General features: G+C 52.0%; 18 protein-coding genes. 13 read left to right on the forward strand and 5 right to left on the reverse strand.

Annotated elements, in window-relative coordinates:
• Positions 1-73 precede the first annotated feature (73 nt).
• Genes arcC through K0036_RS06940 form a run of 5 tightly spaced genes read right to left on the reverse strand, consistent with a single transcriptional unit; the run spans position 74 to position 5,539 of the window.
• Entirely contained in the window at positions 74-1,018 is a 945-nt protein-coding gene (arcC, locus tag K0036_RS06920; RefSeq protein WP_173695058.1) for a carbamate kinase, read from the reverse strand.
• 18 nt (positions 1,019-1,036) lie between these two features.
• Positions 1,037-2,230 (reverse strand): knotted carbamoyltransferase YgeW, encoded by a 1,194-nt coding sequence (gene ygeW, locus K0036_RS06925; protein ID WP_173693017.1) that lies wholly within the window; start codon positions 2,228-2,230, stop codon positions 1,037-1,039.
• A gap of 59 nt (positions 2,231-2,289) precedes the next feature.
• The gene (locus K0036_RS06930) at positions 2,290-3,603 is read right to left on the reverse strand and encodes a YgeY family selenium metabolism-linked hydrolase (protein ID WP_220431033.1); all 1,314 of its coding nucleotides are present in this window, start codon (positions 3,601-3,603) and stop codon (positions 2,290-2,292) included.
• A 12-nt stretch (positions 3,604-3,615) separates the two neighbouring features.
• Entirely contained in the window at positions 3,616-4,860 is a 1,245-nt protein-coding gene (gene dpaL, locus K0036_RS06935; RefSeq protein WP_220431034.1) for a diaminopropionate ammonia-lyase, read from the reverse strand.
• A gap of 25 nt (positions 4,861-4,885) precedes the next feature.
• On the reverse strand, positions 4,886-5,539 hold the full coding sequence (locus K0036_RS06940) for a helix-turn-helix transcriptional regulator (RefSeq protein ID WP_025644078.1): 654 nt from the start codon (positions 5,537-5,539) through the stop codon (positions 4,886-4,888).
• 146 nt (positions 5,540-5,685) lie between these two features.
• On the opposite strand from K0036_RS06940, the gene K0036_RS06945 reads away from it, so the two are divergent.
• The 13 genes from K0036_RS06945 (at position 5,686) to K0036_RS07005 (ending at position 24,371) form a co-directional block, all read left to right on the forward strand.
• Positions 5,686-5,928: a hypothetical protein gene (locus tag K0036_RS06945; RefSeq protein ID WP_155854995.1), complete on the forward strand. Its 243-nt coding sequence runs from the start codon at positions 5,686-5,688 to the stop codon at positions 5,926-5,928.
• A gap of 106 nt (positions 5,929-6,034) precedes the next feature.
• Positions 6,035-7,378, forward strand: a complete 1,344-nt coding sequence (locus tag K0036_RS06950) for a uracil-xanthine permease family protein (protein ID WP_025644074.1) — start codon at positions 6,035-6,037, stop codon at positions 7,376-7,378.
• 11 nt (positions 7,379-7,389) lie between these two features.
• Positions 7,390-8,721 carry a putative aminohydrolase SsnA gene (gene ssnA / locus K0036_RS06955; protein WP_220431035.1) on the forward strand — a complete coding sequence of 444 codons (1,332 nt, stop codon included), beginning with the start codon at positions 7,390-7,392 and terminating at the stop codon, positions 8,719-8,721.
• Positions 8,722-8,733: 12 nt separating this feature from the next.
• Positions 8,734-11,718 (forward strand): putative selenate reductase subunit YgfK, encoded by a 2,985-nt coding sequence (gene ygfK, locus K0036_RS06960; RefSeq protein WP_220431036.1) that lies wholly within the window; start codon positions 8,734-8,736, stop codon positions 11,716-11,718.
• Between the two features lie 34 nt (positions 11,719-11,752).
• A complete protein-coding gene (gene hydA / locus K0036_RS06965; protein ID WP_220431037.1) occupies positions 11,753-13,120 on the forward strand; it encodes a dihydropyrimidinase in 1,368 nt (455 codons plus the stop codon).
• Positions 13,117-13,941, forward strand: a complete 825-nt coding sequence (yqeC, locus tag K0036_RS06970; RefSeq protein WP_220431038.1) for a selenium cofactor biosynthesis protein YqeC — start codon at positions 13,117-13,119, stop codon at positions 13,939-13,941. Before hydA ends, yqeC begins: the two co-directional genes overlap by 4 nt.
• Positions 13,938-15,308, forward strand: coding sequence for a selenium-dependent molybdenum cofactor biosynthesis protein YqeB (gene yqeB / locus K0036_RS06975; protein ID WP_220431039.1), 1,371 nt, complete (start codon positions 13,938-13,940; stop codon positions 15,306-15,308). The genes yqeC and yqeB overlap by 4 nt, the downstream gene beginning before the upstream one ends.
• An 11-nt stretch (positions 15,309-15,319) precedes the next feature.
• Positions 15,320-17,869, forward strand: a complete 2,550-nt coding sequence (gene xdh, locus K0036_RS06980; RefSeq protein WP_220431040.1) for a selenium-dependent xanthine dehydrogenase — start codon at positions 15,320-15,322, stop codon at positions 17,867-17,869.
• 35 nt (positions 17,870-17,904) lie between these two features.
• Entirely contained in the window at positions 17,905-18,699 is a 795-nt protein-coding gene (locus K0036_RS06985) for a MerR family transcriptional regulator (RefSeq protein ID WP_220431041.1), read from the forward strand.
• Between the two features lie 116 nt (positions 18,700-18,815).
• Positions 18,816-20,816: an FAD-dependent oxidoreductase gene (locus K0036_RS06990; protein ID WP_330627254.1), complete on the forward strand. Its 2,001-nt coding sequence runs from the start codon at positions 18,816-18,818 to the stop codon at positions 20,814-20,816.
• Positions 20,817-20,955: 139 nt separating this feature from the next.
• Positions 20,956-21,696, forward strand: a complete 741-nt coding sequence (locus K0036_RS06995) for a DUF975 family protein (protein ID WP_025644061.1) — start codon at positions 20,956-20,958, stop codon at positions 21,694-21,696.
• 40 nt (positions 21,697-21,736) lie between these two features.
• Positions 21,737-23,464 carry an adenine deaminase gene (gene ade, locus K0036_RS07000; RefSeq protein WP_220431042.1) on the forward strand — a complete coding sequence of 576 codons (1,728 nt, stop codon included), beginning with the start codon at positions 21,737-21,739 and terminating at the stop codon, positions 23,462-23,464.
• A complete protein-coding gene (locus tag K0036_RS07005) occupies positions 23,454-24,371 on the forward strand; it encodes an alpha/beta hydrolase (RefSeq protein ID WP_025644058.1) in 918 nt (305 codons plus the stop codon). Before ade ends, K0036_RS07005 begins: the two co-directional genes overlap by 11 nt.
• Position 24,372: the final 1 nt, after the last annotated feature.

The raw sequence follows: 24,372 nt of genomic DNA on the forward strand, positions 1-24,372 counted from the left end.
CAGAGGAAGGAATCGCGGTATGGATTCTCCTCTGGCTCTTCTGCTGAAGTGCAATTATGGTAAAATGTGCTTTTTATAAATGAAAGGTGGTTCCGGTGGTTCCCCTGACGGCCTCCCGGGCCTTCTCAAGCAGCGTGATCAAGGCGGTTCGCCCTTCCTTGGAACTTGCAAAGTCTACGGCTGCCTGTACTTTGGGGAGCATGGAGCCCGGCGCGAAATGGCCTTCTTCCATATACTGCCTGGCTTCGTCTATAGACAGATCGCCAAGCCATTTCTCCTCTGGCTTTCCAAAGTTGATCGCCACTTTTTCAACCGCGGTCAGGATGATGAGATAGTCCGCGTCCAGTTCTTTGGCAAGCAGGCAGCTGGCGAAATCTTTATCGATGACGGCGCTTGCGCCTTTGAGGTGATTGCCCTGACGGACGACAGGAATGCCGCCTCCGCCGCAGGCAATGACCAGATCGCCGGATTCTACCATGTTCCTTATGGTGCCGATCTCTATGATTTCCACTGGCTTGGGGGAAGCAACCACGCGGCGGTAGCCGCGGCCGGAATCCTCCATCATGATATAGTCGTATTTCTCTTCCATCTCCCGGGCCTGTTCGGCGGATACGAACTTGCCGATTGGCTTGGAGGGACTCTGGAAGGCCGGATCGTTCTCATCCACGCGTACCTGGGTGATCATGGTAGCAACGGGAATGTCTGTGATGCCTCGGTTCAGCAGTTCTTCGCGTAGCGCGTTCTGCAAGTCATAGCCGATATAAGCCTGGCTCATGGCCACACAGACGGAGAGAGGAGTATTGGGCTGCTCTTTATCTTCATGTGTCAGAGCAATCATGGCATTGTTCACCATGCCGACCTGTGGTCCGTTTCCGTGTGCGACGACGACTTCGCAGCCTTCCTCTATGAGATCCACGATTGCTTTGGCGGTAATCTTAACAGCTGCCATCTGTTCCGGCAGGGTGTTCCCGAGCGCATTGCCGCCAAGCGCGATTACAATTCTTTTCTTTTTTGCCATAGGTTAAGCCTCCGCTTCTTATTTGAATACTCTTGGCTTTCCGTTTTCTTCCAGTTTTTTTAGGACTTGTGCTGGATCAGCGAATTTGGCCAGGAAGATCATGGCAGCTATGATATAAGGCTTATAGCTGGCTTCCTTGTATAATGGGGTACGGTAGCGGTCGAATACGCTTGCGTCCACTTCGCCGGTCTCGCAGCTTACGCCAGTGATATCCGCCGGCAGGCAGTGCAGATAGAGCGCCTTGCCGTCTTTGGTGGTGGACATCAGTTCTTCCGTGCATGCCCAGTCCTTATGCTGGGCATTCTGTGCCAGAAGTTCTTTCTCAAGAGCATCTATGCCAGCCTGGTCGCCCTGCGCATAGAGTTCGGTTCTCTGTTCCATTGCCGCAAAAGGAGCCCAGCTCTTTGGATAGACGATATCGGCATCTTTGAAGGCTTCTGCCATACTGTTGGTCTTGGTATAAGAGCCGCCGGATTTCTTTGCGTTTTCCGCCGCCACAGCCTCGACTTCCGGGAATACTTCGTATCCTTCAGGGTGCGCCAGCACGACGTCCATTCCAAATCGTGTCATCAGTCCGATGACGCCCTGCGGAACAGAGAGCGGCTTTCCATAGGAAGGAGAGTAAGCCCAGGTCATGGCAAGCTTCTTGCCTTTTAGGTTTTCTACGCCGCCGAATTCGTGGATGATATGAAGCATATCTGCCATTACCTGCGTGGGATGGTCAATGTCGCACTGAAGGTTGACAAGGGTAGGCTTCTGCTCCAGGATGCCATCCTTATGACCCTGGGTAACGGAATCCACCACTTCGTGCATGTAGGCGTTTCCTTTGCCAATGTACATATCATCCCGGATGCCGATGACATCGGCCATGAAGGAGATCATGTTGGCTGTCTCGCGGACCGTCTCGCCGTGGGCGATCTGGGACTTGCCCTCGTCCAGATCCTGTACCTTAAGGCCTAAGAGGTTGCAGGCAGAAGCGAAGGAGAAGCGGGTGCGGGTGGAGTTGTCACGGAATAAGGAGATGCCAAGGCCGCTTTCGAATACCTTCGTGGAGATATTATTCTCCCGCATGTAGCGGAGCGCGTCCGCCAGCGTAAATACGGCTTCTATCTCGTCGTCCGTCTTCTCCCAGGTGAGGAAGAAGTCTCCATTGTACATTTCCTTAAAGTTCAGTCTGTTTAATTTATCAATATAATCCTGTAATGTTTTCATAATTTATATCCTCCTGATATTGTGATACTAAGATACAAAGGGCTGCCTGGGGCAAGAGCCTACTTGCAGTACATGGCTGGCAGGGCCGCATAGACGGCGGCGCACCTTACCAGATCGTCTTTCCAGGTCTTTTCATTGGGAGCGTGGGCCTGAGCCTCGGCACCGGGGCCAAATCCTATACAGGGGATTCCGTTTCTTCCCATGATGGATACGCCGTTGGTGGAGAAGGTCCATTTGTCAGTCAGGGGCCTGTTGATCCGGGATGGAGCCGTCTCTTCATTTCCCAGGCGCTTGTCGCCGTAGAGTCCTTTATAGGCTGCCTCCAGAGCCTTGGTCACTTTATGGTCTTCTGGAATGACCCAGGTCGGGAAATAGCATTCGATGGGATAGACGCATCCGGTGTAGGATGGACGGTCATAATTGTACATGGATACTTCTACATCGTCTCCATACTTCTGTACGCTTGGCAGCCCGCGGATCTCATCCAGGCAGCTCTCCCAAGTCTCGCCTGCGGTCATGCGGCGGTCCAGAGAGACTGCGCAGGAGTCTGCAACGGCGCAGCGGCTGGGAGAGGTGTAGAAGATCTGGGAAACCGTGACGGTCCCTTGGCCGAGGAAGCGGGCCTCTTTCCACTCTGGATTATATTTCTCATCCAGCATCTTTACCAATCCTTTGATGCTGGTTTTTTCATCTGCGTCATTCTCATTTAACGCGCGGATCTCCTGCAGGATATCGGCCATCTTGTAGATCGCATTGTCTCCGCGCTCCGGAGCGGAGCCGTGGCAGGATACGCCTTTTACATCCACGCGGATCTCCATGCGTCCCCGCTGCCCGCGGTAGATGCCGCCGTCGGTAGGCTCGGTGGATACGACGAATTCAGGCTTTACGCCGTCCTCGTTGATGATGTACTGCCAGCAGAGGCCGTCACAGTCTTCTTCCTGGACGGTTCCAGTGACTACGACCCGGTATGTATCATCCAGAAGTCCCAGATCCTTCATGATCTTTGCTCCATATACGGCAGATACGATGCCGCCGCACTGATCAGAAGTTCCGCGTCCGCCAATCTCTGTCTCGGACTCAAAGCCTTCATAAGGGTCGAACTCCCAGTTGTCGATGTTGCCAATGCCTACCGTGTCGATGTGGGCGTCGTAGCCGATCAGCGTCTTGCCGGTTCCCATATAGCCCAGCACATTACCCTGTGGATCAATCTCTACCTTGTCAAAGTCTAATTTGCGCATCTCCTCTGCGATCCGGTCAATGTGGGCTTTCTCATCGCAGCTTTCTCCCGGGAATTTGACGATATCCCTTAAGAATCTGGTCATATCCGCCTCATATTTTTGCGCCGCTTCTTTTATCTGATTAAAATCTAACATCTTTTTTACCTCCTATATGCCTTCAAATGGTTCTTTATCGGTTCCACATAAGCCTTCCCAGACGATTTCCCGGTAACGGTCCGGATCGGTATCGCCTTCTGAGGATACCAGCAGGACTTCGGAACTGTCATCCAGCTTCAGTGCATCCCTTAACTCTCTATACTCGGGCTTGGTCATAAGGGCTGCAACCAGTCCCATGGTGACGGAGCCGGATTCGCCGGAGAAGACTCTGTCATCGCCGCGAAGAGGCGCCCCATAGATGCGTGTGCCGTTGGCGCTTACCCAGTCCGGGCAGGATACGAACGCGTCCGCATGATTTCTCAGGATATCCCAGGATACGGTGTTGGCTTCCCCGCAGGCGAGGCCGGCCATGATAGTCAGCATATCCCCGGTGACATCGATTCTGCTTCCGTCGCCCTTGACGGCAGAGCGGTAGAGGCAGTCGGCAGCCATGGCTTCCACGACGACCATGATGGGAGGATTCTCTTTAAAGCGGTTGGCAAAATATCCGATGACCGCTCCTGCAAGGGATCCGACGCCAGCCTGGATAAAGATATGGGTTGGACGGCATCCATCCTTGGCAAGCTGCTGGTCAGCCTCCAGGGCAAGGGTTCCGTAGCCCTGCATGATCCAGGTAGGAATCTCTTCATAGCCTTCCCATGCAGTATCCTGCACCATAATGCCATGTTCCGTATTCTCGGCTTCCCTGGCGGCCATCCGCACGCAGTCGTCATAGTTGAGATCTTCGATGGTTACGGTGGCATTTTCTTTTGCGATATTTTCAAGACGGGTCTGGGTAGAGCCTTTCGGCATTCTTACCACGCATTTCTGGCCCAGCTTGTTGGCAGCCCAGGCAATGCCTCTTCCGTGATTGCCGTCGGTCGCGGTAAAGAAGGTGGCCTGGCCGAATTCTTCTCGCAGTTCTTTGGAAGTAAGCACATTATAAGGAACCTCGCTTACATCCTTTCCCAACTGCTGCGCGATGTATCTTGCGATGGCGTAGGAACCCCCCAATACTTTGAAGGCATTCAGGCCAAAACGGTAAGACTCGTCTTTGACGTACAGCCGTTTCAGGCCCAAGTACTCCGCCAGATTGGAAAGCCTGGTCAGCGGGGTCACGCTATACTGGGGAAAACTTTGATGAAAGGCGTGCGCCTTCGCCATCTCTTCCTCCGACATATTGCTTACTTGCAGGTCATCCGTCTTTGGCATGGTATTGAGTGTCCATTTTAATTGATTATCTGATGCTTTGCTCATGATCGATCTCCTCCAAATCATATATTTACTTGTTGATATCTACATAACTATAGAGCGTGTACTTGGAGATGCCAAAGTATTTGGCAACTTTATCTCCAGATTTTGTAATAAGAAAGGCGCCTGCATCATTCAGGAAATTGATTGCCTTAATCTTATCTTCCTTGCTCATCAGAGGTACAGGTACTCCGACCAGCGCTACGGACTGCTCGATTAATTCATCCAGAAGTTCGTTCACGTCGTGGGTGATCCGTCTTGGCGAGTTGGAATCTTCGCTGCCGGATTCCTCCGGAACCTTGCAGGCGGTGAGAGAGTGGATGCTCCCTTCCAGAGCCAGAAGGTTGGTGATGTCGTAATTAATAGATAGTATATAGCGCGGTTTTCCGCTGTCGTCGTTAATATAGATGGTACTGGACTTTAAGATGCGTCCGCTGTCCGTCTTGGTCAGGTAGGATAGTCTGTCGGCAAGCGGTCCGTCCTGATGGCGGATTGCATTGAGCACCGCGCCGGACGGCCCGTCGCCTACCTTCCTTCCTGTAATATGGCCATTTTCAATATGGACAATGGAACTTTCCGCTACATTGCGTGCCAGATCGTGGACCACGACTTCGCAGTTATCGCCGAACTGGGCTGCAAGTCCTGTAGCAATCTGTTTTAACATGTCTAACCTGGACCCTGCCATGATCGTACCTCCTTCGTAAGGTTTTTCGTCTCCCTAAGTTCATCATAGCAGATAATTTTAGAAAATCAATAGAAAATCTAAAAATTTTTTAGGAAACAAAAATATTTTTGTAAAATCCATTGCAATTTATATATAATGATGATAATATGGTAGAAACAGAAGGGTTCTTTGTAAAAAGTGTACGAAAAACAGCAAAGGAACAGAAGAGAAATATTAAGCAGAATGCCGGGTTGCATGGTCTTTCCTGCCTGATGCGGACAGAGAAATCGACAGATATCCGAATCCCAAATCCGCAGGGAAGAACCGGCAAATATCAGTCTTTCGTATATTGGTTCGGTCTCCCCGGTCTTGGAGCCTTTATACAAGAGACAGAAACTACAATTTTATAACGCAGACTGCGAAGATGCCGGTGGGCGCCATGGGAACGGCCGGTGTCCGGGCGGTCTGCAGCAAGGCTCTCCCTGGATAGTCAAGGGAGATAACCGGGAGGTAGAAATGGATACACGCGAAGTAAGTAAAGCAGGAGATGCCTTATTTAAGCTGGACGGAAAGCCTACGGCCCGTCAGGCATTTCCCCTGGCACTGCAGCATGTGGTAGCCATGGTCGTAGGATGTGTAACCCCGGCAATTATAATAGGAGGAATCGCGCAAAGAAAAGGCGAGATCAGCCAGGCGGATATTACGGTTCTGGTGCAGTCAGCGCTTCTGATCGCAGGCATATCCACCCTGATCCAGCTGATTTCCTTCAAGTATACGATAGGCTCCGGGCTGCCGGTCATTATCGGGGTCAGTTTTGCCTATCTTGCAAGCCTGCAGGGGATTGCGGAGCAGTTTGACCTTGCAACCTTGTTCGGAGCCCAGCTGGCTGGCTCCCTGGCTGCCATACTGGTGGGAATATTTATTAAGAGACTCAGATTCCTGTTTCCGCCTATGGTGACAGGCACGGTGGTATTCGTAATTGGGATTACGCTGTACCCTACAGCCATCAACTATATGGCAGGGGGAAGCGGAAGCAAGGATTACGGCAGCTGGCAGAACTGGACGATCGCGCTTGTGACGCTGGCGATTGTCACGATCCTGAATCATTTCGGAAAAGGCGCGGTGAAGCTATCTTCCATATTACTTGGAATCCTGGCCGGCTACGGCATGGCCATGTTTCTTGGAATGATTGACTTTATGCCGGTACAGCAGGCAGAATGGTTCCATCTGGCGAAGCCGTTTCATTTTGGAATCAGATTTGAGCCTTCTTCTATTATTACGATGGCTATTCTCTATATCATCAATTCCGTACAGGCCATCGGAGATTTTACTGCCACCACGGAAGGCGGCCTTGGCAGGGAGCCTGCGGGCAGGGAACTGTCAGGAGGCATCATAGGCAATGGCTTGGGAAGCATGATCGGGGCCTGCATCGGCGGCCTTCCGACGGCGACATTCAGCCAGAATGTAGGAATTGTGGCGACAACCAAGGTTGTGGCAAAAAGGGTATTCTATATGGCGTCAGGGATTATCCTGGCAGCTGGGATCATACCGAAGTTCGCATCCGTGCTTGCGACGATTCCGGCCTGCGTGCTTGGTGGGGCGACGATCAGCGTATTCTCATCCATAGCTATGACGGGAATGAAGCTGATCGCGAAGGAAAAGATGGGATACCGTAATTCGGCAGTGGTAGGACTTGGCGTTGCCTTAGGCGTGGGAATTACTCTGGTGCCGGAGTCATTGGCCATGTTTCCGGGATGGGTAACCCTGATTTTCGGAAAATCAGCGGTGGTACTATCCACGATCGTAACGGTGGTGCTAAACCAGGTACTTCCAAAAGAACAAGAAGAAGCAGCAGAATAGGAGGCGGACATATGTTAATAATCGGAAATGGAAAGACCATTACAAGGGACGCTAATCTCCCTTTTATAGAGGACGGGGCAGTGGCTATCGAGGGAACCCGGATCAAAGAAATAGGAGCCACCAAAGATATGAAAGAGAAATATAAGGATGCAGAATACATAGATGCCAGAGGCGGAGTCATCATGCCGGCGTTCATCAATGCCCATGAGCATATCTACAGCGCCATGGCCAGAGGATTAAGTATTAAGGGCTATCATCCGAAAGGGTTCCTGGACATCCTGGATGGCCAGTGGTGGACCATCGACAGGAAACTTACGCCAGAACAGATTCGATACAGCGCGGCTGACACCATGATCTCCTGTATCCGCAACGGCGTGACAACGATCTTCGATCATCATGCAAGTTTCGGGCATATCAAAGACAGCCTGTTTACCATCGCGGAGGTGGCGAAGGAACTGGGCGTACGCTCCTGCCTGTGTTATGAAGTATCGGACCGGGACGGCATGGAGAAGGCAAAAGAGGCGGTCATGGAAAATGCGGCGTTTATCAAGTATGCGCTTCAGGATGACTCAGATATGCTGGCAGGAATGATGGGAATGCATGCGCAGTTTACCATCTCGGACGCGACTATGGAACTGGCAGCTGCCAATAAGCCAAAAGAGACAGGCTATCATATCCATGTGGCCGAAGGAATCGAAGACCTTCATGACTGCCTGAAGAAGTATGGCAAGCGGATCGTGGACCGGCTGATGGATTGGGATATTCTGGGAGAGAAGACGCTGCTTGGCCACTGTATCTATATTAATTCCCACGAGATGGATCTAATCAAGGAGACGGGCACGATGGTGGTCCATAATCCAGAATCCAATATGGGCAATGCCTGTGGCTGTCCCCCGACTATGGAGCTGGTGCGCCGCGGGATACTGACCGGACTTGGAACCGACGGGTATACCCACGATATGACGGAATCCTACAAGGTAGCCAACGTGCTGCATAAGCATCACCTGTGCGATCCCAATGCGGCATGGGGCGAAGTGCCCAGGATGCTTTTTGAGAACAACGCCGTTATTGCTGGCCGCTATTTTAAAGCGCCTCTTGGCGTGCTGAAAGAAGGGGCCGCGGCAGATGTGATCGTCGTAGACTATAATCCGCCCACCCACCTGGATGAGAACAATATCAATGGCCATATTTTATTTGGAATGACCGGGAGAGATGTGGTGACCACCGTCGGAAACGGCAAGGTACTTATGAAGGACCGGGAAGTGAAAGTGATCGATGTAGAAGAAACCATGGCAAGATGCAGGGAAGAGTCTGCGAAACTGTGGAAGAGCATCAATGATTAGGAGGAAGGGTATATGAGCGATATTATGACATGCATGCCTTTTGAGCAATTGTTAGATTGGATCAGGACAGAGCATGATACAAAAGGAACCGTATTTGGAGTACGCCGACCTTATGTGGCGGCAGAAGGCAGGAACCTGTCCATCTTCGGAAGAAATCTGGAGACGCCCATCGGCCCGGCTGCCGGGCCAAACAGCCAGCTGGCCCAGAACATTGCGGCAGCCTATTATGCGGGCAGCCGATTCTTTGAACTGAAGACGGTGCAGATCATGGACGGCGCGGAACTGGCGGCATGCGTAAATAAGCCGTGCATCAAAGCGGATGACGAGTGTTATAACTGCGAGTGGTCCACCGAATTGTATGTGCCTCAGGCACAGGAAGAATATATCAAGGCGTGGTTCCTACTGGCATTCATGGCCAGGGAGTATGGCCTTGGCAGCATGGACGGCTACCAGTTCAACATCAGCGTAGGCTATGATCTGGCAGGAATCAAGTCGAAGAAGATTGACACCTTTATCGAAAGCATGAAGGATGCATCTGCTACCGAGACGTTCAGGGAATGCAGGCAGTATCTTCTGGACCATGTGTCGGAGTTTCAAAATGTGGCGAAGGAAGATATTGAAGGGATATCAGCCTGCATCTGTAACTCAGCCACCATCTCCACGCTGCATGGATGTCCGCCTCAGGAAATTGAAAGTATTGCCGACTATCTGCTAAAAGAAAAGAAGATGCATACATTCATCAAGTGCAATCCTACGCTGCTTGGCTATGAGTTTGCCCGGGAAACGCTTAATAAGATGGGATATGACTATGTGGCGTTCGGGCGCTTCCATTTTGAAGACGATCTTCAATATGAGGATGCCATCCCAATGCTTGGAAGACTGATGGAACTGGCAAAGAGCCTGGATCTGGAATTCGGGGTCAAGATTACGAATACCTTCCCGGTGGATGTTAAGGCCGGGGAACTGCCAAGCGAAGAGATGTATATGTCAGGAAAGTCTCTGTATCCCTTATCCATCTCGCTGGCCGCAAAATTGTCCGAAGCATTTGAAGGGCACCTTCGCATCGCCTATTCCGGAGGCGCGGACGCGTTTAATATAGGCAAGATCGTGGGAACTGGCGTGTGGCCGGTAACGGTAGCCACTACCATCTTAAAGCCCGGCGGATACCAGAGGCTTAAGCAGATGGCAGAGACGCTGGACGATATGGGGGTTTTGCCTTTTAAAGGAATCGATGTAGAAGCACTGAAGCGGGTAGCGGAAGATGCCATTACAGACAGGCATCATGTAAAGCCGGCAAAACTGCCGGTATCCAGGAAGTCGAAGGAAAAGGTTCCGCTTCTTGACTGCTACACGGCACCTTGCGAGGATGCCTGTCCCATCCACCAGGAAGTCAGCACCTATATGCAGCTGGCAGGGGAAGAGAAATATAAGGAGGCACTGCAGGTTATCCTGAACCGGAATGCGCTGCCATTTATTACGGGAACCATCTGCGCCCACGGCTGCCAGAGCCATTGCACGCGCAACTTCTATGAGTCGCCGGTACAGATCCGCGATACCAAGCTGGAGTGTGCAAAAGCCGCATATGAGTCTGTTCTTTCCTCTCTGAAAAAGGAGGATTGCTGCCATAAGAAGGTGGCCATCGTTGGAGGAGGTCCATCCGGCATGGCGGCAGCCTTCTATCTTGCAAGGATGGGGGCTGACGTCGCCATCTATGAAAAGCGGCAGAAACTGGGCGGAATCGTGAGCGCGGTGATTCCGGACTTTCGGATTGATGACAGCGTGATTGAAAAGGATGCTGCTCTGCTTGAGAAACTGGGGGTTAAGGTTTTCTATGGCAGGGAAGTGACTTCCGTCAAGGAACTTCAGGAAGAATATGATGCGGTTATTCTTGCCGTAGGCGCGTATAAGCGGGGACAGTTCAAGCTGGATGGCAAGGAAGTAAGAAATGCGCTGGAGTTTCTGGAAGAATTCAATCGGGCGAAGGGAACTGTCAATCTTGGCAAACATGTGGTGGTGATCGGAGGCGGCAATACGGCCATGGATACGGCCAGGGCAGCCAAGCGGTGCGCGGGCGTAGAGCACGTCTACCTGGCATACCGGCGCACGAAGCGGTATATGCCGGCAGACGAGCATGAACTTCTGCTGGCGATTGAGGACGGGGTGGAGTTTAAAGAACTGCTGGCTCCGGACCGGATGGAAGAAGGCCGCCTGATCTGCAAGGTGACGAGGCTTGGCGAGCCAGATAGCTCCGGACGCGCCAGTGTCATCGTAACGGATCAGACAGAGGAAGTTCCTGCGGATACGGTGATCGCGGCAGTCGGCGAACAGGTTCCTACCGACTTCTATGAAGCCAACGGCATCCATGTGGACGGCAAGGGCCGCGCCCTGGTAAGCGATTCTCTGGAGACAAATCGGAAGGGCGTTTATGTGATCGGAGATGGATTATTCGGACCATCCTTGGTGGTAAAGGGCATGGCCAATGCAATAAAGGCAGCGGAATCTATTCTGGGCATGGAAATATCCGGCAGTATGGCGAGGGCAGCCAGGGAAGAAGAGATCTACGCAAAGAAGGGAATTCTCGCGGAACCGGGACAGAAGGAGGCGGACAGATGCCTAAGCTGCTCTACCGTATGCGAAAACTGCGTGGATGTCTGTCCAAACCGGGCAAATATATCCATTCACGTGCCGGGTATGGACAAAAGGCAGGTCATCCATGTAGACTATATGTGTAATGAGTGTGGTAACTGCAAGAGTTTCTGTCCATATGAAAGCGCGCCTTATCTGGATAAGTTTACCCTGTTCGCCAGCGAGGAAGATATGGCAGACAGCAGGAATGAGGGATTTACAGTGCTGGATAGGGAAAAGGCCTCCTGCAAGGTGCGGTATCTGGGCGAAGAGTTCGCATGGGAAAAGGGAAAAGATGCGAAGCTTCCGCTGGGCCTTATGAGACTGATAGAGACCGTGTGCAGAGACTATATATATTTACTCTATAAATAATAACTAAGATTTGTATAGAAAGAAGGCAGATGCTATGAAACGATTATTCCGCGGCGGCACCGTGGTAAGCGGTGACGGACTTAAGAAAATGGATGTCCTGGTGAAGGGTGAGAAGATTCTTGCCATGGGCGAGGATCTGGAATTTAAAGACGCAGAGATAGTAGACGTGACGGGGAAACTACTGTTTCCTGGGTTCATTGACCCGCATACCCACATGGATCTGGAGGTGTCGGGTACCGTGACTGCTGACGGGTTTGATACAGGAACCAAGGCAGAAATCGCAGGAGGCACCACCTGCATCATCGACTTTGCCACTCAGAATAAGGGGGAGAGCCTTTCCTTTGCCCTTCAGCACTGGCATGAAAAGGCGGACGGCAAGGCCAGCTGTGATTATGCGTTCCATCTCGCCCTGTCGGACTGGAGGGAAGAGATCTGCGAGGAACTGGAAGCGGTGGCAGCAGGCGGAATACATTCGTTCAAACTATATATGACATACGATGCCATGATGGTAGATGATAAAAGCATGTATGAGGTTCTTCTAAGGCTTAAGGAACTGGGCGGGATCGCAGGCGTGCACTGCGAGAACCATGGCATCATCGGGGCAAGGCTTGATGAGACGCTAAGGAACAAAGGTTCCAGGAAAAATGTGGCGGATTATCCGGATACCAGGCCGGCCCTGGCTGAGGCCGAGGCAATCGGCCGTCTGCTTAAGATAGCCAGATGCGTGGATGCTCCGGTCATCATCGTGCATCTAAGTTCCAAGGAAGGATACGAAGAGATCCGAAGTGCAAGGGAGGCAGGGCAGACGGTGTATGTGGAGACCTGTCCGCAGTACCTTCTGCTGGATAGAAGCAGATATGAGCTGGAAGGACAGGAAGCCAGGAAATATATGATCGCACCTCCTTTAAGGAATCAGGAAGACCAGGAAGTACTGTGGAATGCCCTGAAGGAGGGAACGATACAGACGATTGGAACAGACCACTGCAGTTTTACCGCCCAGCAGAAGGAGATGGGGGCAGAAGACTTCTCCAAAACGCCATGCGGCATGCCAGGCGCACAAGAGCGTCCGGCGCTCATCTATCATTTCGGCGTGAATGAAGGAAGGATTACTTTGGAGCAGATGTGCAGCTATCTGGCGGAGAATCCGGCGAAACTGTACCACCTTTATCCAAGGAAAGGGGCAATCCTGCCGGGAAGCGACGCGGATATCGTGGTGTGGAATCCTGAGACTGCGTGGACTCTTGCCGCCGAAAACCAGCAGTCGGCATCCGGGTTCTGCCCGATGGAAGGAACGCAGGTCAAAGGAAGGGCAGAGCAGGTCTATCTGCGGGGAACCCTGGTGGCGGAAAATGGCGAGGTGAAAGAGGCATATCAAGGAACGTATGTAAAGGCAGAAGCATGAGGATAGAAAGTTTTATAGAGGACGGCTGGAAAAAGCAAGGCAGCCTGTATGAAGCACTAGGATTGAATAACAGAGAGCCCGGGATTCTCTCGGTCGTGGGAGCAGGAGGAAAGACGACGGTAATTGCCAGGCTTATGAAAGAGCATGAAAAGAGAGGCATTCCCGTCGTGGTATCCACCACTACCCACATCCAGCAGATCCAAGCATCTTATTTCCTGGATAAGCCGTCCGTGCAACGCATGAGACAGATTCTGAAGGATACGGGAAAGGTCTGGATGGGAGATCCCTGCGGGAATGGAAAGATCCAAGCATTTCCGGAACAGGAACAGAAGAAACTGCTTGACGAGGCAATTGCGATGGGAGCCTGCGTGCTAATTGAGGCAGATGGCGCGAAAGGGCGTCCCTGCAAGGCGCCGGCGGACTACGAGCCGGTACTTCATCCCGATTCGGTCCTGGTGCTGTCGGTCTATGGGCTGCAGGCAATCGGCGCAGCCATCGAAGATTCCTGCCTGAGAGTTGATAAGGTGGAGGAAATATTGGGAAAGAGTGGTCAGGACATCCTGACCACTCATGATATAGCGATATTAGCCGCAAGCCGAAAAGGCGGAAGAAAAGGCGTTGCCTCTTCTATGGATTATCAGGTGATTCTGAATCAGGCAGACGATGAAAGGTTAAAAGAGGCAGCGGCTGGAATCGGAGAGGAACTTTTCCGGCAAGGCGTTCGAAGAGTACACAGGACGACGGGGCTGTCAGAAGAGACCGAACAGTTACGGGTACCGGGGCAGACAAGAATAGGCGGGCAGGAGGAGACAGAAGAATGAAGATCTTGATAAAAGGCGCGGGGGATCTGGCCACAGGAATTGCGGCGAGGCTGCATGCGTGCGGTTATAAGATAGTGATGACAGAGATCGCGGTTCCTCTTACTGTGCGAAGATCTGTTGCATTTTCCAGAGCGGTCTATGAAGGGGAAGCCCAGGTGGAGGATGTGCGCGCGGTACTGGTGCGGGACCTTAAAGGAGCCGAAAAGGTGCTGGAAGAAGGCCGGATTGCGGTGATCGTGGATGAGACCGCAAGCATACGGGAAGCATATCAGCCGGAAGTCGTGATCGACGCGGTGATGGCAAAGCGTAATATAGGGACCTGCATCACGGATGCGCCTTTGGTCATCGGAATTGGCCCGGGCTTCACCGCAGGAGAGGACTGCCACTTTGTCATTGAGACGAAGCGGGGGCACGATCTTGGACGGGTGATTGCGAAAGGGTGTGCTATCCCTGATACGGGCGTGCCAGGAGAGATCGGAGGATATGCGTCCGAACGGCTGATACGCGCCCAGGCGGACGGAATCATGGAGCCTTGCGCCACGATCGGCGATGTGGTGGAAAAAGGACAGAAGGTGGCAGAGACAGGCAGCGCCGCAGTATATGCCGAGATGACGGGAATTGTCCGGGGAATGCTGCAGCCGGGCGTGCGTGTGACAAAGGGATTAAAAATCGGCGATATTGACGCGCGCCAGTGCCGGGAGTATTGCGAGAGCATATCGGATAAGGCGAGGAGCATCGGCGGAGGCGTGCTGGAGGCAGTGACAAGGTATGAGCGGCAGAAATATGAATGGGGCAGCAAGTATGCCATCATCCTTCTGGCTGCCGGAAGCAGTGTCAGGTATGGCGCCAACAAGCTGCTTGAGGAGACGAAAGGCATGCCCATGTACCAGCATATGCTGAAAGTCTTAAGCGCGTTTCCGGCCCTTTATAGGATTGTGGTGAGCCGCTATCCTGAGATTCTTGAGGATGCCGAAAGGCTGGGCATGCAGGCGGTTGTAAATCAGCAGCCCGCGCTTGGCATTTCCCATTCCCTGATTCTGGGCCTTCGGGAGGCCATGGCAGAAAATCCGGAACTGAAAGGCGTCCTGTTCGCCGTGTGCGACCAGCCGGAACTTAAGGCCGATACCATCAGCCGCCTGCTGCGAAAGGCACAGGAGAATCCCGGGAAGATCGTATGCGCGGGAAGGAACGGACGGCCAGGGAATCCAGTAGTCTGGGATCAGAGATACTTTAAGGAATTGCTTGGCCTTGCCGGAGATACCGGAGGACGCCAGGTAATGAAAAATTATCCCGGGGACATCCTGGTATTGGAGACGGCAAAGGAAGAACTGCGGGATATAGACAGGAAAGAAGATATGACCGAGTAGGGAGGGGTTCTATGTATCGGTTACATATAAATGGACAAATTTATGAGTCAGAGACGGATAAGAAGCTTATCCGGTACTTAAGGGATGACCTTCGCCTGACATCGGTAAAGGACGGATGCAGCGAAGGCGCATGCGGCACATGCACGGTGATTGTGGACGGGAAGGCTACAAGGGCATGTATTCCGATGGTGTCAAAGATGGAAGGAAAGAAGATTCTTACGGTGGAAGGATTAAGCCAGCGGGAAAAGGACGTATATGGCTATGCTTTTGCCAAGGCAGGGGCTGTACAGTGCGGGTTCTGCATCCCGGGAATGGTCATGTGCGCCAAGGCTCTGCTGGATGTAAACCCGGCTCCTGACAGGCTGGAAGTCATAGCGGCAATCCGTAATAATGTCTGTCGGTGCACCGGCTATAAGAAGATCATTGAGGCGATTCTTTTAAGCGCCCGGATCTTAAGAGAAGGTCTTCCGGTGGAGGAAGAGCAGGGAAAGGTTCCTGTGGGAATGGCCATGCAGAGGATCGACGCGCGAGAAAAGGTGCTGGGGACGGGGGAATACCCGGACGACGTCTATCTGGAGGGCATGATCTATGCAAGCGCGGTCAGATCCAAGTATCCCAGGGCCCGGGTGCTGGCGATCCATACAAAGAAAGCCCGGGGACTGCAAGGGGTCGTAGGCGTATTTACCGCCAACGACATTCCCGGCGATATCAAGGTGGGCCATCTGAAGCAGGATTGGGATGCCCTGATCCCGGTAGGAGGAATGACTCATTATCTGGGAGATGCCATCTGCCTGGTGGCAGCGGAAAGCATGGAAGTGCTGGAAGAGGCGAAGAGCCTGGTGGAAGTGGACTATGAAGTGCAGGAAGGGGTATTCGACCCATTCGAGGCCCTTAAAGAAGGCGCTCCAAAGGTTCATGAAAGCGGCAATATATTGGCCCATGAACATCTGATAAGGGGAGACGCAGGCCAGGCAATCGCCGGGGCAAAGTATAAGGTGACCAATCATTATGAGACCCCCTGGACAGAACACGCCTTCCTGGAGCCGGAGACAGCGGTGGCAATGCCTTTTGACGACGGGGTATTCATCTACTCTACAGACCAGGGAACCTATGACACGCAGCATGAGTGCTCCTTGATGCTGGGCCTTCCCAGGGAAAAGATCATTGTGGAAAATAAACTGGTGGGAGGCGGATTCGGCGGCAAGGAAGACGTGACCGTGCAGCACCATGCGGCGCTGGTCGCTTATCTGACCAAGCGGATCGTGAAGGTGAAATTGACCAGGAAAGAGAGCATCCTGATTCATCCAAAGCGCCATCCGATGTGGATTGACGTGACTACGGCCTGTGACGAAGAGGGATACCTGGTAGGGATGAAAGCAAAAGTAGTGTCAGATACCGGCGCTTACGCATCCCTTGGCGGGCCGGTGCTCCAGCGGGCCTGTACCCATGCGGCCGGACCCTATAACTTCCAGAACATAGACATCGACGGTACGGCAGTCTATACCAATAACCCTCCGGCAGGGGCATTTCGTGGATTCGGCGTGACCCAGACCTGCTTTGCGTCGGAGATGAATTTGAACCAGCTGGCGGAAATGGTGGGGATCTCGCCATGGGAGATTCGCTACCGCAACGCGATCCGTCCGGGACAGGTACTGCCAAATGGCCAGATTGCGGATCCTTCCACAGCAGTGGCAGAGACGCTGGAAGCGGTAAAAGACATCTATGACAGCGAGCCTTATGCCGGAATCGCCTGTGCAATGAAGAATGCGGGCGTGGGCGTAGGACTGCCGGACTGGGGACGCTGCCGCCTGCTGGTCAAGGAAGGGAAGGTCCAGATTCATACCGGCGCTTCCTGCATCGGGCAGGGACTAGGCAGCGTGCTGGTGCAGGTGCTATCGGAAACCACAGGCCTTACGCTTGACGAGATCGAATACTGCAGGCCGAATACTTCCATGGCTCCGGATTCCGGCACCACATCCGGCTCCAGGCAGACGCTGGTAACCGGAGAGGCAGCCAGGCGGGCGGCCTTGAAACTGTGCGAGGACTTAAAAGAGCATAGCCTGGGTGGGCTGGAAGGAAAGGAATATTATGGAGAGTATCTGGCAAAGACGGATAAGATGGGGGCGGACGTGCAAAACCCCGTATCCCATGTGGCCTACGGATACGCCACCCAGCTGTGCGCGCTGAATGAGGACGGAACCGTGAAGAAAATGGCGGCGGCCCATGCCCTTGGCAAGGCGGTCAATCCGCTGAGCGTGGAAGGCCAGATTGAAGGCGGCGTAGTCATGGGCATGGGATTCGCCCTGACGGAGAGGTTCCCTCTGGAAGAGGGGATGCCGAAGGCGAAATTCGGAACCCTGGGGCTGTTCAAAGCAGACAAGGTTCCCAAATTACAGTCTATTATTGTGGAGAAGCCGGGCATCGAGGAGGCATACGGGGCAATCGGAATCGGAGAGATCACTTCTATTCCGACGGCGCCTGCCATAGCCGGGGCATATTACAGATGGAACGGCAAGTTCCAGACGCAGCTGCCTCTGGAGGGAACGCCCTATAAGAAATAATACATAAAGCAACTTTAGGTCTGGAGGTCCTTTGAATGAAATGTGGAATAACGGATATTGCCAGGATACTGGGAATTACGACCAGCGCGATCCGGTATTTTGAAAAAGAGCATCTGATCAACGTGGGAAAAGAGAAGAACGGGCACCGCTATTATAATGAAGAGGATGTATTCCGGCTTCTTTCCTACACAAAATACCGGTCCATGGAGATTCCGATGAAACAGATCGTAACGCAGTTCAGCGGCGAAGAAAATAACTGGAAGAAGATCTGCGAAAGGGAGATAGAGGCAAGGAACGCGGCTCTTGAAAAAGCGCGTCATTATCAGGAACTGGCCGCTAATATAAAGGAGCATATCAAAAGCATCCAATTGATTGAGAGACTGAACGGAAGATATGAGTTTGACAAGTCCCCGGGGATCATCTTTGCACAGGATGACATCGGCGGCTGGCTTCCGAAAGAACGTGACAGGCAGGACATGGTAAAGCAGTGGGTAAAGAATATGCCGGAAGTCTGCCTTGCCGTGCGCAGAAGTTCGGATGAGAGCAGTGGCTTTGGCTATATCATCGACGCTGACAGCCCCTTGAAGGAACAACTCCCGATGGGGCTTAAAGTTCTGAGGCTTAACGCGGCTTCCTGCCTCCACACGATTGTAAAGGCAGAGGATGATTTTGCATTCCATCCCCAGAAGTGCTTCCACGGCGCATATGAGTATGCTAAGGGCAGAAACTTTCAGGTCTGCGGCCAGCCGTGGGGGAAGATCCTTCTTGTCGAAGTGGAGAGAGGCCAGCATCTGCATACCTATGTGGAACTGTGGATGCCAATTTGTTAAATAATTCCCAATTAAGGCTTGCAAGTAAAGGAACTTTATATGATAGGATGAACTTAAAGAAAGATGGATCCAATCTTTTGCAACTATTGAATATGAATGCAAAGGGGTAAAGAATTATGATGAAAGAGAATCATAAGATATTGTTCGAACCTATCAAGATCGGCAAGCTTGAATTAAAGAACCGATATGTCATGGCTCCGATGGGGCCCGGCGGACTCTGCGATGAGCAGGGCTGCTATAATGAAAAAGGTGTGGAGTACTATGTAAGGCGTGCCCAGGGCGGTACCGGGCTGATTATGACGGGCGTTACCTATGTGGAGAATGAGATCGAGAAATGCGTGATGCCTTCTATGCCTTGTCCTACCGTCAATCCATTAAACTTTATCAAGACGGCAAAGCCAATGACAGAAAGAGTCCATGCCTATGGGGCAAAAATATTTTCCCAGCTTTCCGGAGGCTTCGGGAGAGTCAGCATCCCAAGCATCGTAGGGAAGGTGGCGGTAGGGCCATCCCCTATTCCGCACCGGTTTCTGGATGATGTCATCTGCCGGGAACTTACGGTAGAAGAGATACATACTTATATCAGAAAGTTTGCCGAGGCAGCGGCAGTCTGTAAAAAGGCGGGATTCGACGGCGTTGAGATCCATGCCGTTCATGAAGGATATCTGCTGGACCAGTTTGCAATCTCATTCTACAATCAGAGGACGGATGAATATGGCGGTTCTCTGGCAAACAGACTCCGGTTTGCGACGGAGATCGTGCAGGCGATCAAGCAGGAATGCGGCCAGGATTATCCGGTTTCCCTCAGATACAGTCTCAAGAGTTTCGTAAAAGACTGGAGAGAGGGCGCGCTTCCAGGCGAAGAATTCCAGGAAAAGGGACGGGACATCGAAGAAGGAAAAGAGGCTGCAAGACTTCTTGTAGAAGCAGGCTACGATGCGTTGAACGCGGATGTAGGCACCTATGATTCCTGGTACTGGAACCATCCGCCGATGTATCATGAGAAAGGAATGTATCTTCCTTACAATGAAATTCTCAAGACGGTGGTTGACGTTCCGGTCATTACGGCAGGACGTATGGAAAATCCGGATCTGGCCAGCGAAGCTATAAGGAAGGGCCAGACGGATATGATCGCTCTTGGGAGGCCGCTCCTTGCAGACCCGGATATTCCGAACAAGATCATGCGTGGAGAATTTGAAGAGGTACGTCCCTGCCTTTCCTGCCAGGAAGGATGTATGGGAAGGCTGGCGGCCTACGCTCAGATTTCCTGCGCTGTCAATCCTGCGTGTGGCCGGGAGGCGGAGTATGGCCTGACACCGGCTATGGCATCCAAGGAGATATTGATCGTGGGAGGCGGAGTTGCAGGAATGGAAGCAGCCAGAGTCAGCGCGATGAGGGGCCATAAGGTGACCTTATGCGAGAAGGCCTCATCTCTGGGCGGCAATTTGATCCCAGGCGGAGCGCCTGGATTCAAAGAAGACGACCATGCCTTGATCCGCTGGTATGATCTCCAGTTAAAGAAACTTGGAGTCGATGTACAGCTTAATAAGACGATTACCATAGAAGAATTAAAAGCGTCCAAGGCGGACGAGATCATTCTGGCTACGGGCTCTAACCCGAAGATGCTGAAGATTCCGGGAGCAGAGATGCTTGCTGCCGAGGATGTCCTCACAGAGAAGGCGGATGCGGGAAAATCTACGATTATTATCGGCGGAGGACTGGTTGGATGCGAGACTGCCCTGTGGCTGAAAAAGGACAGGAACGTAGATGTCACCATCGTGGAACTTATGCAGGATATCTTAAGCGTGGGCGGGCCTTTATGCTCGGCGAATAAGGATATGCTTCAAGATCTGCTGAAATTCCATAAGATCGATATTCTTACCGGCAGCTGCGTGACGGAAAAGACGGCAGAAGGCTACCGGGTAAAGACTCCGGACGGAGAGAAGACGATCTCTGCCGACACGGTAATCTGCGCGGTAGGCTATGCGCCTGAACGAGGAATTTATGAAGAAATCAAGGCATCCATGCCATACGTGCATCTGCTCGGGGATGCGGAACAGGTGAGCAACATCATGTACGCAATATGGAATGCGTATGAATTGGCCAGAAATATATAGATGGATCAAGACAGCGTTATCCGGACCGATCCGGCAATCCTTTTAAGGAACTGCCGGATTGGTCCTTTTTTGATATGTTCTGGCAATGTATGCTGACTTAGAGTATAATAGGAGTAACATTTAGGGAGGGCATGAGATTATGTGGACTAGAGAACAATTGAAGAGGAATGGAAAGTTTGCTTTTCAGAGAAATTACTGGCCTTGCGTAGGCGTAACTTTTATTATGATGGTGGTGTCAGCCGTTTTTAGCGTAGGCAGTTCCTGGGGGAACCGGAGATATTCGATATCTGCCACCAATTATTATAACAGCGGCCATCATCTTTACAGTCACAGCTATACCAGATATTTTCCCAGGGTCGGGGTGGCAATGGGCATCGTCATATTGCTGGTGGCTCTGCTTGTCGCGCTGCTTCGGATATTTATAGGGAATCTTCTGGAAGTCGGCGGCAAGCGTTTCTTTATATTGAATAAGAATGGAACCCCGGATGTGGCCACCATATTTGACGGATTCAAGTCCGGACATTACGGGAATATCGTGCTGACAATATTTCTGAGGGACCTGTTTATATCCCTTTGGACTCTGCTTTTAGTAATACCGGGAATTGTCAAGATTTATGAGTATCTTATGGTGCCTTATATCCTGGCGGAGAATCCGGCAATGGATAGAAAATCGGCTTTTGCGATCAGCAAGCGGATGATGGATGGGGAAAAACTGAAGGCATTTGAACTTACGCTTTCTTTTCTGGGCTGGTACTTCCTGTCCCTGATCACCTGCGGGATAGTGGGGATCTTCTTTGTGAATCCATATGCGGAGGCAACAATGGCGGAACTGTATGCCTATAATAAGGCAAAGGCATTCCAGGAAGGATATATCAGGTAGCATCAACGCGCGTGCTTAGAATAGTCAAGGAGGGGCAGTTATGGAACTGGAAAGATACCGTCTGTGCGCAGAGGCGGCAAAGAAGAATGCGAAGGCAGAACTTGTGCTTAAGAATGCAAATGTGGTCAATGTATTTACCGGAGAAGTCATCAAAGGGGATGTGGCTATAGCAGAGGGCATCGTCGTGGGCGTAGGCCAATTTGATGGAATTGAGGAAAGAGATATGGAGGGAAAATACCTCTGTCCGGGATTCATCGACAGCCATCTCCATCTGGAGTCTACGCTGGTGACGCCTTCTGAACTGATTGGCCAGGCGGTGCAGTGCGGCACCACGACCTATATTGTGGATCCCCATGAATCTGCCAATGTATCAGGGGCGGCGGGAATTGACTATATACTGGAACAGACCGAGAATGTGGAGGCGAATGTGTATGTGATGATGCCTTCCTGCGTGCCGTCTACGGAATTTGATGATAATGGATGTGAATTTACGGCCGATAAGATGAAGCCTTATCTGGATCATCCCCGGATACTCGGCCTGGGGGAAGTGATGGACTATGTATCCGTGGTAAGCGGGGATGCCAGGATGCACGAGAAACTGGATCTATTTCAGGGGAGGACATTGGATGGCCATGCGCCAGGGCTTGGCGACGAGGATATGGCAGCGTATGCAATGGCTGGAATCGCTACGGATCATGAATGCACGGACTTTGATTATGCGCTGAAAGAACGCCGCTTAGGCATGCAGATCTTAATCCGGGAAGGCAGCGCCGCCAGGAATCTGGAGGCAATCGTGAAGGGAATCGTAGAGCATGGAATCAGTACGGAAGGCTTCTGCTTCTGTACGGACGACAAGCATATAGAAGAGATTCAAAAAGATGGGCATATTAATTATAACGTTAAGAAGGCCGTGGAATTAGGCATCCCTGCCGTACAGGCAATCCAGATGGCCACGGTCAATGCGGCAAAATGCTATGGGCTTCGGCATATCGGGGCGATTGCGCCGGGATACCAGGCCGACATCGTGGTGCTGGATGATCTATGCAGCATGAATGTCAGCGAAGTGTTCTTTAAAGGGAAGAAAGCAGGCGGGAATGAACTGGATAAGAGAAGAGAATGCCCGAGTGGACTGAAGCACACGATACATCTGGAGAACTTCTCAAAAGAATGCCTGAAGCTTCCGCTGCAAGGGAAGCGTGCGCATGTCATCCAGATGGAGGAAGGACAGATCACCACGAAGGACCTTGTATGCCAGGTTCCGGGAGAGAAGGAGTTCGAGGCAGACCAAGAATTCAATAAGATTGCCGTGATCGAGCGGCATAAAGGAACCGGCAGAACCGGAGTCGGCATCCTGTCCGGGTTCGGGCTTCGCGGCGGCGCCATCGCTTCCAGCGTCTCCCATGATTCCCACAATATCATCGTCGTAGGAGATAATGATGCGGATATGGAACTGGCGGTCAACGAGCTGGTACGCACCCAGGGCGGCTATACCATCGTCGAGAATGGAGCGGTGTCTATGACGCTGGCGCTTCCAATCATGGGGCTTATGAGCGACGCAGGATATGAAAATGTCAATGCCACGCTTAAGAAGATGCTGGCAAAAGCGCATCAGATGGGCGTTCCGAAGGGGATGGAGCCATTCATAACCCTGTCTTTCATGGCTCTTCCGGTGATACCACAACTGCGGATCACGCCCAGGGGACTATTTAGCGTCTCCGAGTTTTGCCTGCTTGATACAATTAGAAATGGAGAAGACAATGGCAATTAACAGATCAATGAGAATGGTACTAAAAGCACTGTCGTTTGACGGAATAGAGGTAGAGGCTTCCCGGCATCTCGCGAATCTTAAGGCGATCGATCCTATGAAGATATTCTACCGTACCATGGATTATAAGATATATAATGATGACTATGAGATTCCGGTAAGGATCTACCTGCCAAGGGAAAAGGAGACGGAAGGCCTGCCGGTCATGCTGTTCTTCCATGGCGGTGGCTGGGTCACTGAGAGCATCGATAATTACGAGCGCATCTGTGCCAGAATGGCGGAGGCCACGAATCATATCGTGGTATCCGTGGGCTACCGGCTGGCCCCGGAATATAAGTTCCCGATTGGCTTAAATGACTGCTATGCGGTGGCCAAGGCCGTGTATACGAATCGCTTCATTCTGGAGGCGGACCCGGATAGGATTACGCTGATCGGAGACAGCGCGGGAGGAAATCTTGCGGCAGCATTGTCGCTGATGGCAAGAGATAAGGGAGAATTCCTGCCAAAGCGGCAGATCCTGATTTATCCGGCTACGTACTGCGACTATGGGGAGAATACGCCTTTTCGCTCCGTGCGGGAGAATGGGAGCGATTATCTTCTGACAGCCGGAAAGATGCAGGATTATATCAATCTGTATGCTTCCTGCGAGGAGGATAAGAAAAATAAATATTTCGCGCCTCTAAGGGAGCGGGATTTTTCGAATCAGCCAAAGACATTGATCCTTACAGCAGAATATGACCCCCTCAGAGATGAAGGGGAAGCATACGGCAAGCGGCTTGCCAATGCCGGAAACGAAGTGGAGATCCACCGGATCAAGGACGCGCTCCACGGGTATTTTGCTCTTGGAATCAAGTATTACCATGTCCAGGAAAGTTTTGAGATTATCAATCAGTTTTTAAGGGAGGACTAGC

Source organism: [Clostridium] scindens, from assembly GCF_019597925.1.
Lineage (GTDB): Bacteria > Bacillota > Clostridia > Lachnospirales > Lachnospiraceae > Clostridium_AP.